The 12,233-nt window shown below is 66.6% G+C and carries 9 protein-coding genes; all 9 read left to right on the top strand.

Going from position 1 to position 12,233, the window contains the following annotated elements:
- The first annotated feature begins 162 nt into the window (after positions 1–162).
- Entirely contained in the window at positions 163–1,176 is a 1,014-nt protein-coding gene (locus tag ABZU72_RS17730; RefSeq protein WP_355020145.1) for an ABC transporter permease, read from the top strand.
- A 96-nt stretch (positions 1,177–1,272) separates the two neighbouring features.
- Positions 1,273–2,979, top strand: coding sequence for an ABC transporter substrate-binding protein (locus ABZU72_RS17725; RefSeq protein ID WP_355020144.1), 1,707 nt, complete (start codon positions 1,273–1,275; stop codon positions 2,977–2,979).
- A 162-nt stretch (positions 2,980–3,141) separates the two neighbouring features.
- Positions 3,142–4,158 carry an ABC transporter permease gene (locus ABZU72_RS17720; protein WP_355020143.1) on the top strand — a complete coding sequence of 339 codons (1,017 nt, stop codon included), beginning with the start codon at positions 3,142–3,144 and terminating at the stop codon, positions 4,156–4,158.
- 14 nt (positions 4,159–4,172) lie between these two features.
- The gene (locus tag ABZU72_RS17715) at positions 4,173–5,258 is read left to right on the top strand and encodes an ABC transporter ATP-binding protein (RefSeq protein WP_355020142.1); all 1,086 of its coding nucleotides are present in this window, start codon (positions 4,173–4,175) and stop codon (positions 5,256–5,258) included.
- A complete protein-coding gene (locus ABZU72_RS17710; RefSeq protein ID WP_355020141.1) occupies positions 5,258–6,445 on the top strand; it encodes a dipeptide ABC transporter ATP-binding protein in 1,188 nt (395 codons plus the stop codon). The genes ABZU72_RS17715 and ABZU72_RS17710 overlap by 1 nt, the downstream gene beginning before the upstream one ends.
- A gap of 230 nt (positions 6,446–6,675) precedes the next feature.
- Positions 6,676–7,674: an ABC transporter permease gene (locus tag ABZU72_RS17705; protein WP_355020140.1), complete on the top strand. Its 999-nt coding sequence runs from the start codon at positions 6,676–6,678 to the stop codon at positions 7,672–7,674.
- A gap of 47 nt (positions 7,675–7,721) precedes the next feature.
- Positions 7,722–9,533, top strand: coding sequence for an ABC transporter substrate-binding protein (locus ABZU72_RS17700; protein ID WP_355020139.1), 1,812 nt, complete (start codon positions 7,722–7,724; stop codon positions 9,531–9,533).
- 111 nt (positions 9,534–9,644) lie between these two features.
- The gene (locus ABZU72_RS17695) at positions 9,645–10,637 is read left to right on the top strand and encodes an ABC transporter permease (protein WP_355020138.1); all 993 of its coding nucleotides are present in this window, start codon (positions 9,645–9,647) and stop codon (positions 10,635–10,637) included.
- 69 nt (positions 10,638–10,706) lie between these two features.
- Positions 10,707–12,038 carry a replication-associated recombination protein A gene (locus tag ABZU72_RS17690; protein ID WP_355020217.1) on the top strand — a complete coding sequence of 444 codons (1,332 nt, stop codon included), beginning with the start codon at positions 10,707–10,709 and terminating at the stop codon, positions 12,036–12,038.
- Positions 12,039–12,233: the final 195 nt, after the last annotated feature.

Below are 12,233 nucleotides of genomic sequence, written 5' to 3'. Positions count from 1 at the left end.
AGAATCCCTCCCGATCTGCCGTATCACTGGTTGAAATCGGATCGTTACCGGTACGGGGCGCATCGGGGCAAAGTCATCACATAGAGTTCCCTCCGTCGACCTCGTGGGTCGGACGCTGCCGTGCGACGGCGGCACCCAGGATTACGACTAGACAGAGGAACCATGAGCGAATCGGCCACCGTGTTCGAAGGTGAAGAACTCTCGGGTGGATCGACACCTCCTGCTTCGCCTGAGGAGGCGAAGAAGATCGCCGGCAAGTCGCCGATGAAGCTGGCATGGATGCGGCTTCGCAAGGACAAGCTGTCGATGGTGTCGCTGACGGTGGTCATCCTGGTGGTCCTGGCTGCCGTCTTGGCCCCCTTTCTCGTCAAGATGGGCGTGCTGGACCCGTTCAGCTACAACCAGGAGCTGCTCGACGCCAACACCATTCCCGAGGGCCGGTTCAGCGGCGCGAGCCTCGCACACCCGCTCGGCGTGGAGCCCGGCACCGGCCGCGACGCGTTGTCCCGGTTCTGGTACGGCATCACGTTCTCGCTGATCATCGCCCTCACCGCCGCCATCTTGTCGGTGGTCATCGGCGCGATCATCGGGATCGTCGCCGGCTTCAGCGGTGGCTGGGTCGACGCCGGCCTGAGCCGCTTCACCGACCTGACGCTCTCGTTCCCCTCGACGATGATGCTGCTGGCGCTCTCGGCGCTCGGTCTCGAGCTCGTCCAGATGGTGACGGGTCTACCCAACGGCCCACTCGCCCAGGGGATCTACTGCACCGTGGTGCTCGCGATCTTCGGCTGGACCAGCACCGCCCGCGTGGTCCGAGGACAGGTCCTCTCGATCAAGCAACGGGAGTTCGTCGAGGCGGCGATCGTCCTGGGTGCCTCGAAGCCGCGGATCTACTTCAAGGAGATCCTGCCGAACCTGTGGGCCCCGCTGCTGGTCCTGGTCACCCTGATGATGCCGGCCTACATCTCGGCCGAGGCGGCGCTGAGCTACCTCCAGGTCGGGGTGAAGCCGCCGACGCCCACGCTCGGCAACGTGCTCACCGACTCGTTGAAGTACGCGCAGGTGGACCCGTTCTACTTCTTCATGCCCGCGATCATCATCGCGACGATCGTGATCTCGTTCAACCTTCTCGGGGACGGGTTGCGAGACGCCCTTGATCCCAAGGGTGACAGGTGAGCCTCGGGGCTCCGTCCACACACAGGTGACCCGCCCGGGACACCGTTACGGCGTCAGCTGTCAGAGGCTGACGGCGACCACACCAAGGAGAAACGAATGCTCAAGAAGCGAGCTAAGTACGTAGCGGTCAGCGCCGCTGGCGTGCTCGGTCTTTCGCTGGGCCTGGCTGCCTGTGGCGGCGGGGACGGCGGTGGCTCGAGCTCGGCAAACACGCTGACCATCGTCGCTGAGGACCCGATCGACCACCTGGACCCGCAGCGTATCTACGTCGGCGAGACCATCTCGCACACCACGCGTCTGGTCTACCGCAAGCTGCTCTCGAACCCGTCGTCGACCGACCCGAAGGTCTCGAGCAAGCCGATCCCCGACCTGGCGACCGACGAGGGCACCTCGACCGAGGGCGCCAAGACCTGGTCGTTCACCATCAAGGACGGCGTAAAGTGGGAGGACGGCTCCGACATCACGTGTGAGGACTTCGCCTACGGCGCCTCGCGCAACTTCGCCGCCGACGAGCTCACCGGTGGTCCGGGCTTCTACCTGACCGCGAAGCTCGCGCTCAAGGGTGAGTACCCCGGCCCCTACACCGCGACCCCGGAGCAGCAGGCCGACTTCGACCAGGCGGTGACTTGCGATGGCAAGACCATCACCTACAAGTTCAAGACCCCGTGGCCGGACTTCCCGCTGGCGATCTCGTCGCTGCACATGATGGACCCCTACAAGGAGTCCGAGGACAAGGGCGCCAAGAACGACGACGTCATCTTCTCCAACGGCCCCTACAAGGTCGACACCTGGAACGCCCAGAAGGGCGGCACCCTGGTGCGCAACGACGAGTACGACCCGGAGACCGACGACAAGTCGCTGCGTGAGGCCAAGCCGGACAAGGTCGTCTTCAAGTTCGGTGAGAAGGCGACGACCACCTACGAGAAGCTGTTCTCCGACAGCCCCGACTCGCAGGCGACCATCGTCAGCGGCTCGCGCGTCCCGCCGGAGTTCTACCCGCGTCTCACCGAGGCCGGCGTCAAGGACCGCTACGTCCAGGTCCAGTCGCCCTACGTCGACTACCTGGTGCCGAACCAGAACCAGATGAAGGACCCGAACGTCCGCAAGGCTCTGGCCCAGGCGACCAACGTCGAGTCCTGGATCGCCGCCGGCGGTGGCGAGAAGGCCTACACCCCGGCCGACTCGATCGTGAACCCGGCCGTTCCGGGCTACGTCGCCAACCCGGCGTACAAGGACCGCAACCTCAAGGGTGACCCGGCCGCGGCGAAGAAGACCCTGGCCGACGCCGGTGTCAAGACGCCGTACCCGATCACCTTCACCTACCCGCAGAGCGACACCGCTGACAAGCAGGCCGCCGCGCTGGTCGAGGGCTGGGAGGCCGCCGGCTTCAAGGTCACGCTCGACCCGCTGGGCGACGTCTACTACTCCAACATCCAGAAGCCTTCCAACAAGGCCGACGTGATGTGGGGCGGTTGGGGTGCCGACTGGGGCTCCGCGATGACCGTCACCGCGGCGCTGTTCGACAGCCGCCAGATCGAGAAGTCCACCAACGGCCAGAACTACGGCAACTACAACAACCCCGCGGTCGACAAGCTGTTCGACCAGGCCGCCAACTCCGCCACCATCGAGGAGCAGAACAAGTTCCTCCAGGAGGCTGACGCGGTCATGGGTGAGGACGTCGCCTACATCCCGCTGGAGATCGCGACCTTCAACTGGGTCCACGGCTCCAAGGTGAAGGACTTCGTCACCACCGATGCCTCCTCGTCCTACCCGGACCTGGCGACCATCGACGTCGAGGACTGATCCTTCAGCTCCGCAACACCGTTCGGACGGCCCTGAGCCGTTCCGACCTTGGAGGCGGGGCTCGCCAGAGCCCCGCCTCCCCCCTGTACCTGGACACGATTCCCCCCGGACGACACCCCACGACGGTGCTCCGGCCGATCCCAATGAAGGTGAGACCCACCGATGGTCGCCTACATCATCCGGCGCGTGATCGTCGGTTTGCTCATGCTGGTGGCGATGAGCTTCATCGTCTTCGCACTGTTCATGAAGAACCCGGTCGACCCGGCTCAGTTCTCCTGCGGTAAGAACTGCCCCCCGGAGCGCATCGAGGAGACCCGTCAGGCCCTCGGCTACGACCAGCCGCTGTTGGTCCAGTGGGGCAACTTCGCCAAGGGCGTCGTCGTCGGCCGCGAGTACCCCGCCGACGAGGCGATGCGCGAGGCCAACCCCGAGCTGGTCACCGAGTGCGCGGCGCCCTGCCTGGGCTTCTCCCAGCAGCTGCAGATGACGGTCAACGAGGAGATCGCGGAGGCAGCTCCGATCTCGATCTCGATCGCCCTGGTCGCGGTCACCATCTGGGTCGTCTTCGGTGTTCTGTTCGGAGTGCTCGCAGCGGTCTTCAAGGGGTCCCTCGTGGACCGCGGAGTCGTCGGAGCCACGCTGTCCCTCTATGCGTTTCCGACCTTCTTCGTGGGTGCCTTGCTGATCAACTTCGTAGCCATCAAATGGGGGATCTTCCCCGCACCGGGATACGTGCCGATCGCCGAGGGCGGCGTCGGGGGATGGCTGGTCCAGCTCATGCTCCCCGGGTTCACCCTCGCGGCGGTCTACATGGCGGGCTACGTACGCATGACCCGGGCGTTCGTCCTCGAGTCGATGAGCGAGGACTACATCCGCACCGCGAAGTCGAAGGGCCTCAAGGGCAAGAAGGTGCTGTTCAAGCACGCGCTGCGCGCGGCGCTGACCCCGCTGGTGACGATGTTCGGTCTCGACGTCGCCGCCGTCCTCGGCGGAGCGATCATCACCGAGGACGTCTTCAACTACTACGGTCTCGGAAAGCTCGCGGTGACCGCGAACGAGACCTACGACCTTCCCACCATCGTGGGCCTGGTGCTGCTCCTCGGCGCTCTGGTGATCATCGCCAACATCGTCGTCGACGTCCTGTACGCCTTCATCGACCCGCGCGTGCGCGTCGCCTGAGGAGGATCTGATCCATGACTGACCTTTCCACGACGCCCGAGACGAGGCCCGCCAACGGTGGCGCGTTCCTCTCGGTGCGGGACCTGAAGGTCCACTTCTCCACCTCCGACGGCATCGTCAAGGCGACCGACGGCCTCTCCTTCGAGCTCGAGCGCGGCAAGACGCTCGGCATCGTCGGCGAGTCCGGCTCGGGCAAGTCGGTCTCCAGCTCGGCGATCATGGGGCTGCACCGCGGCACCAACGCCATCCTCAGCGGCGAGATCATGCTCGACGGGGTCGACCTGCTCAAGGTGAGCAACGAGGACATGCGCAAGCGCCGCGGCCGCGACGTCGCGATGATCTTCCAGGACCCGCTCTCCGCGATGCACCCCTACTACTCGGTGGGCAACCAGATCATGGAGGCCTACCAGGTCCACAACAACGTGACCAAGAGGGAGGCGCGCAAGCGCGCCATCGAGATGCTCGACCGCGTCGGCATCCCGCAACCCGACCGTCGTGTGGACGACTACCCGCACCAGTTCTCCGGCGGTATGCGCCAGCGCGCGATGATCGCGATGGGGCTGATCAACAACCCGAGCCTGCTCATCGCCGACGAGCCGACCACCGCTCTCGACGTGACCGTCCAGGCGCAGATCCTCGACCTGCTCCAGGACCTGCAGCGCGACTTCGACGCGGCGGTCATCATCATCACCCATGACCTCGGCGTCGTGGCGGAGATGGCCGATGACGTGCTCGTGATGTACGCCGGCCGCGCGGTCGAGTATGGCCCCTGCAAGGAGATCCTCACCCACCCGCAGATGCCCTACACCTGGGGCCTGCTCTCCAGCGTGCCGGACCTGACCGCGTCGACCGAGGCCAAGCTGATCCCGATCCGGGGCAACCCGCCCTCGCTGCTCAACCCGCCGCCGGGATGCGCCTTCGAGCCGCGCTGTGACCACGTTGCGAAGGTGGGCGGCGACCTGTGCCGGACGACCCTTCCCGACCTCACCCCGGCCAGCAGCGGTGGCAACCACACCAAGCGGTGCCACATCAAGAACGCCGACGAGGTCTACGTGGCAGAGATCCTGCCCGAGATCGCCCCTGACCTGGTGGAGGACTGATGAGCGACACCACGACTGCCACCGCGGCCTCGGTCGCGCCGGCGAGCACGGAGACCGTGCTCTCGGTCGAGAACCTGAAGATGCACTTCCCGGTCAAGGGCAGCGGCGTGATCCGGCGTACGGTCGGGCACGTCAAGGCCGTCGACGGGGTCTCCTTCGAGGTGGCCAAGGGCAGCGCCCTCGGCCTCGTCGGCGAGTCCGGCTGTGGCAAGTCCACCACCGGGCGGATGGTGACGCGGCTCTACCAGCCCACCGAGGGGAAGATCAACTTCGAGGGCACCGACATCGCCAACTACTCGGGTCGGAAGCTGCACCCGATGCGCCGGGAGATCCAGATGATCTTCCAGGACCCGTCGACCTCGCTGAACCCGCGGCACACGGTCGGTTCGATCATCGGCGCGCCGCTGCGGATCCACAAGATGGTGCCCAAGGACAAGGTGCTCGGCCGGGTCCAGGAGCTGCTCGAGCTCGTCGGGCTCAACCCCGAGCACTACAACCGCTACCCGCACGAGTTCTCCGGGGGCCAGCGTCAGCGCATCGGCATCGCCCGGGCCATGACCCTGCAGCCGAAGCTGCTCGTGGCCGACGAGCCGGTCTCCGCGCTGGACGTGTCGATCCAGGCCCAGGTGATCAACCTTCTGCAGGACCTGCAGAAGGAGTTCGACATCTCCTACCTGTTCATCGCGCACGACCTCGCCATCGTTCGCCACTTCTGCCCCGAGGTCGCGGTGATGTACCTCGGCAAGATCGTGGAGATCGGTGACCGCGAGTCGATCTACGAGCACGCTCACCACCCCTACACCCAGGCGCTGCTCTCCGCCGTGCCCGACGTGAAGCAGGCCGCGATCGGCGGCCGTCGTGAGCGGATCCGGCTGGAGGGCGACGTACCGTCGCCGATCAACCCGCCCTCGGGCTGCCACTTCCGCACTCGCTGCTCCCTCGCCAAGGACATCTGCTCCGTGGTCGAGCCGCCGCTGCTGCAGATCGGCAAGAAGCACAAGGTCGCCTGCCACTTCCCGGGTGAGATCCACCAGCACCCGGAGAAGCCGATCACCGCGCCGCTCCTGGGCGTCGACGAGTTCGGTGCACCGGACCCGGGCGCCAGCCCGGCCGAGGTCCCGGGCGACGGTCCGGGCTACGCCGACACCTGGTACGACCTGGCGAACAACTCGCGGGGTCGCGCCTGAGAATCTCCCGCGTCTCGGCGAGATTACGAAAGACGGTCCGCAGCCTTTGGCTGCGGACCGTCTTTGTTACATGTGTGTCACACGTCACTGTCGGTATCGAACCGTTATCTGTAGTCCCGCCCGAACCACTGGAACTTGGCATAACTTGAGCAGCGCGCTGGCTCGGGGCCGCGCGAAGTGGTCTGTTCTTGGGCGTACCGAGCCTTGGCATCGAACGGAGATCCGAGCGTATGACTGTGTCCGAAGTGTTGATCCAGGGTCCTGATCCCGAGATCGATCCGGAACCTAGGACCGGCGATGTCGCCGGCCGTTCGCCGATGCGGATCGCCATGGACCGCCTCCTCTCGGACAAGGTCGCGATGATCTGTGCCGGGATCGTGCTGCTGTTCGTCCTGATCGCGATCTTCGCGCCGTTGCTGTGCAAGCTGTTCGGTGTCGAGGTGCGTGCCGGTGACCCGGTCGCCGACACCGACTCGTTCAACTACCCCGTCATCGGCCCGCCCAACTACGGGTTCACCTGGGAGGCGCCGCTCGGCCTGGAGCCCAACTCCGGCAACGACCTGCTCGCGGAGTGGTTCTACGGCGCGCGTACGTCCCTGCTGGTCGCCACGATCGCCACGGTCGTCTCGACCGTCGTCGGTGTGGTGCTCGGCCTGATCGCGGGCTACAGCCGCGGCTGGGGCGACCGGGTGATCACGTTCGTGATCGACCTGTTCCTCACGCTGCCGTTCCTGCTGGTCGCGATCGCGATCTCGCCGATGCTCGTGGAGCGCTGGCGGGAGAACCCGACGATGCTCGACAACGCCTCGCTGATCGCACTCATCGTGATCCTCTCGATCTTCGGGTGGATGGGCCTGGCCCGGCTGATCCGCGGCGAGGTGATCTCGTTGCGTGAGCGCGAGTTCATCGAGGCCGCGCACGTCCTCGGGATGCCGACCCATCGGATCCTGTTCAAGGAGCTGCTCCCCAACCTGGTCGCTCCGATCGTCGTCTCGTTCTCGCTGAGCCTGCCGGCCACGATCGCCGCTGAGGCGACGCTGGCGTACCTCGGCGTCGGTGTCACCGGACGCCCGTCCTGGGGACAGACGATCCTGCGCGCCCAGAGCTGGTTCGACGAATACCCCTTGTACCTCTACGCGCCGATCGTCGGGATCGTGGTCCTGGTCTTCGCGCTCAACCTGCTCGGAGACGCCATCCGCGACGCCTTCGACCCCAAGTCTTTCCGGTGAGCACTTCGTCGGAGAGAGGCATCAACCATGGAAGGTGGACACCTACGATGCAATTGAAGAGAACAGTGATCGCCGCCAGTGCGATCGCTGCGCTGACGCTCACCGCTGCTTGTGGTGGCGGGGGCGGCGGTGGCGAGGACCCGGCCGGCGAGTTCAAGGCCGGCGGCGGCGCCGGTGCCGGCAAGGATGCCACGGCCGAGGGGCCGCTGGAGATCCCGTCCGACGCCAAGAAGGGCGGCACGATCACCGTGCTGTCCAACAACGCCCCCCACACCCTCGACCCGACCCGGACCTACTACACCGACTCCGGTGCGATCATGTCCGGCCTGGTCACTCGCTCGCTGACGCAGTACGTCTACGACGAGGAGACCGGCGACTCCGTTCTCGTCCCCGACCTCGCCACCGACCTCGGTCAGGTCTCCGAGGACGGTCTGACCTGGACCTTCGAGCTGAAGGACGGGATCAAGTACGAGGACGGCACCGACGTCACCGCCGAGGACGTCGTCTACGGCATCAAGCGCTCCTTCGCGACCGACACCCTGACCGACGGCCCGACGTACCAGACGACGTTCTTCAAGGACGGCGACAAGTACAAGGGCCCGTTCGCGGATACCGACGCCGAGCTGCAGAAGCTCGCCGACTACGACGCCAGCGCAGGCTGGTACGGCGGTGAGGACTACGACGGCGTCGAGGCCGACGGCAACAAGGTGATCATCCACCTGGCTCAGCCGTTCCCCGAGCTCGACTACTACGCCTCGTTCCCGGTGTTCTCGCCGATCCCGAAGGCCAAGGACAAGGACCCGCTGGCCTACGAGAGCCACCCGATGGCGACCGGGCCCTACAAGTTCGAGTCCTACAAGCCGGGCAACGCGCTCACGCTGGTCAAGAACGACCAGTGGGACGCCGACACCGACCCCGGCCGGTTCCAGGCCGCCGACGCGTTCGACTTCAAGTTCGCCCAGGACACCGCGAAGCTCGAGAACCAGATCCTCGGCGACAAGGGCGCGGCGCAGACGATGATGACGTACGACGACGTCACGCCTCCGACCTACAAGTCGATCAAGGAGAGCGCGCCGGACAACCTCGTCGAGGGCACCTCGCCCTGCACGTACATGTACCGTCCGGACCAGACCAAGATCACGGACAAGAAGGTGCGGGAGGCCATCAGCTGGGCCTACCCCTACCAGGCTGCCTGGAAGGCCTCCGGCGAGATCGTCGGCGTCACCATCCAGCCCGGCACCTCGCTCCTGCCCCCGGGCACCGCGGGTCGGGTCGAGTACCAGTACCCGAAGGGTCAGGACGGCCAGACCACCGACCCGGAGAAGGCCAAGGCGCTGCTGAAGGAGGCCGGGGCCGAGGGCTTCGAGCTGAAGTGGCACTACCAGCGTGACGACGAGCAGTCCGTGGCGAAGTCGGACCAGATGGTCAAGGGCTTCGAGGCGGCCGGCTTCAAGGCGACCCCGGTGGCCTCGACCGACGAGACCTATCGTGACGACGAGAGCAACCTCGACGCTCCGGTAAACCTCCGCTACGGCGGCTGGTGCTCCGACTGGCCCTCGGGCGGCTCGTGGTTCCCGGCGCAGTGGATCGGCTCGAACGCCAACAAGGCGGGCATGCCGAACCCGACCAACTTCAAGGAGGCCGACGCTGACGCGAAGCAGGCCGAGGTCCTGAAGATGGACGCCGACGAGGTTCCCGCAGCCTGGGGCGAGTTCGACAAGTGGATGCAGGAGACCTACATGGTCGAGATCAACGCCGGCTACGACGCGAACGCCTTCATCAAGGGCTCGCAGGTCGGCGGGGTCGTCAACGACCCGGTCAAGGGCATGCCGAGCTTCTCCATCATGTACCTGAAGTGAGGTGATCCGGCCGGCGTGGGCGCACCCCACGCCGGCCGGACCCGCACATAGGACACCGCAACTTTGGGCCAGCGCCCGTGGACACCTTCTAGGAAGCGAGACCTCCGTCCCATGATCGGTTTTGTCGTACGCCGGTTGATCTCGGCGATTCTCGTGCTGTTCGTGATCTCGGTGGCGGTCGTCGCGCTCTTCACCTATGGCCCGAGCGACCCGGCGGACGCGATGTGCCCGGAGCCCAAATGCACCGCGGAGCGCCAGGACGCGATCCGGGAGGCGCTCAACCTGGATGCGCCGCTCCACGTTCAGTACACCGAGTACATGACCGGCATCTTCAAGGGCCGCGAGATCGCCTTCGGCTCCGAGTCGTACGACTGTGAGGCCCCGTGCTTCGGGGTCAGCTTCATCTACCGGGTCAATGTCTGGGACGACATCAAGGACCGGATCGGGCCGACGGTCTCGGTCGCGGTCGGCGCGGGCGTCACGATCCTGCTGATCGGCGTGCCGATCGGGATGTTCGCGGCCAGACGCCGGGGGACCTCGGCGGACAAGGCCGTCATCGGCGCGACGCTGGTGATCGAGTCGATCCCGTACTACCTGTTCGTCCTGCTCGCGTTCCTCTATCTCGCGGTCAGCGCCGGGATCTTCCCGCAGGAGGGCTATCACCCGCTGACCGACTCACCGCTGAAGTGGGCATGGGGCCTGATGCTGCCCTGGCTCGCGCTCGGCCTGGTGAATTCCTCCAAGTACGCCCGGTTCACCCGCGGGTCGATGATCGAGGCGTTCAACCAGGACTACGTCCGGACCGCACGCGCCAAAGGCCTTGCGGAGCGCAGGATCGTCAACAGGCATGCGCTGCGTGCGGCCGTCGTGCCGATCGTGACGATCTTCGGCATCGACTTCGGAGCGCTGCTGACCGGCACCATCTTCACCGAGCTCATCTTCGGCATCCCCGGCCTCGGGTTGCGGGCGCTCAACGCGGTCAGCCAGAGCGACCTGCCGGTCATCGAGGCGACCACGCTGATCTCCGCCTTCATCATCGTGGTCACCAACCTCCTGGTCGACCTCTTCTACAGCGTGCTCGACCCGCGCGTACGCCTCACCTGACCCCCCACCCTGTCGGCAGAGTCTGTCGGTGCCGACTACTAGGGTTGGCGTGTGGACGGGTTGTTTGAGATGGGGGCTGCTGCCGGCGCCTCGCGTGGCGGGTCGCTGAGCCACAGCGACCATGCGGCCGCGCCGCTGGCGGTCCGGATGCGGCCGCGTACGCTCGAGGAGCTCGTGGGCCAGAGCTCGCTCAAGGCGTCCGGGTCGCCGCTGCACCAGGTGGTGGAGGGCGGACAGTCGCTCTCGCTGCTGCTGTGGGGGCCGCCGGGGACAGGGAAGACGACCATCGCCTCGATCGTGAGCCGCTCCACCGACCGTCGCTTCGTCGAGGTCTCCGCGGTCTCGGCCGGGGTCAAGGAGGTCCGCGCGGCGATCGACTCGGCCCGCGCCGAGCTGGTCGCGACCGGCAAGGAGACGGTGCTCTTCGTCGACGAGGTCCACCGGTTCAGCAAGGCACAGCAGGACGCGCTGCTGCCGGGCGTGGAGAACCGCTGGGTCACGCTGGTCGCCGCCACCACGGAGAACCCCTTCTTCTCGGTGATCTCGCCGCTGCTGTCGCGATCGCTGCTGCTGCGGCTCGAGTCGCTCACCGACGACGACATCCGTGGCGTACTGCTGAAGGCGGTCGAGGACGAGCGTGGCCTCGGTGCCTCGGTGACGCTGACGGAGGAGGCTCTCGACCATCTCGTACGTCTCGCCGGCGGCGACGCGCGCCGGTCGCTGACGTATCTGGAGGCCGCTGCGGGGGCTGCGTCCGGTGGGAAGATCACCCTCGAGGCCGCCGAGCGGGCGGTCGACCAGGCGGCGGTGCGCTACGACCGGCAGGGCGACCAGCACTACGACGTGGTCAGCGCCTTCATCAAGTCGGTGCGGGGGTCGGACGCCGACGCGGCGCTGCACTACCTGGCGCGGATGATCGAGGCGGGGGAGGACCCCCGGTTCATCGCCCGCCGGCTGATGATCCTCGCCTCCGAGGACATCGGCCTGGCCGACTCGACGGCGCTGCAGACCGCGGTCGCCGCGGCCCAGACGGTGCAGCTGATCGGGATGCCCGAGGCCCAGCTCACCTTGGCGCACGCGACGATCGCGCTCGCCGTCGCGCCGAAGTCCAACGCGGTCACCAACGCCATCTTCGCCGCCCGCGCCGACGTCGCGGCCGGGAAGATCGGCAACGTCCCGCCCCACCTGCGCGACGCCCACTACGAGGGTGCGAAGAAGATCGGGCACGGGGAGGCGTACAAGTACGCCCACGACGAGCCGTTCGGCATCGCGACGCAGCAGTACGCACCCGACGCTGTGGCGGATGCGGAGTACTACCAGCCGACCACCCACGGAGCCGAAGCCGGAGTGAAGGAACGTTGGGAGCGTGTCCGGAAAATCGTGCGCGGACAGGATGGATAGGGTAGGCGCACCATGACGAACTCGAGCACGCCCGGGTGGGCGCTGTTGGCGACGCTGACCGCGGTGGGGGTCCTGGTCCTCATCTCGCTGGTGGCCGTGCCACGGCCGCAGCCGAGCCGAGCTTCCAGGGCGATGCCTCGGCCTATTCATTGGTCAAGCAGGGCAACCGCTTCCCGCGCTCGCAGGTCGAGCACC

The sequence above is a fragment of the Nocardioides sp. NPDC004968 genome (genome assembly GCF_040608935.1).
Classification (GTDB): Bacteria; Actinomycetota; Actinomycetes; order Propionibacteriales; family Nocardioidaceae; genus Nocardioides.
The sequence above is the reverse complement of the archived record's forward strand: the minus strand, read 5'-3'. Positions and strand labels throughout refer to the sequence as shown.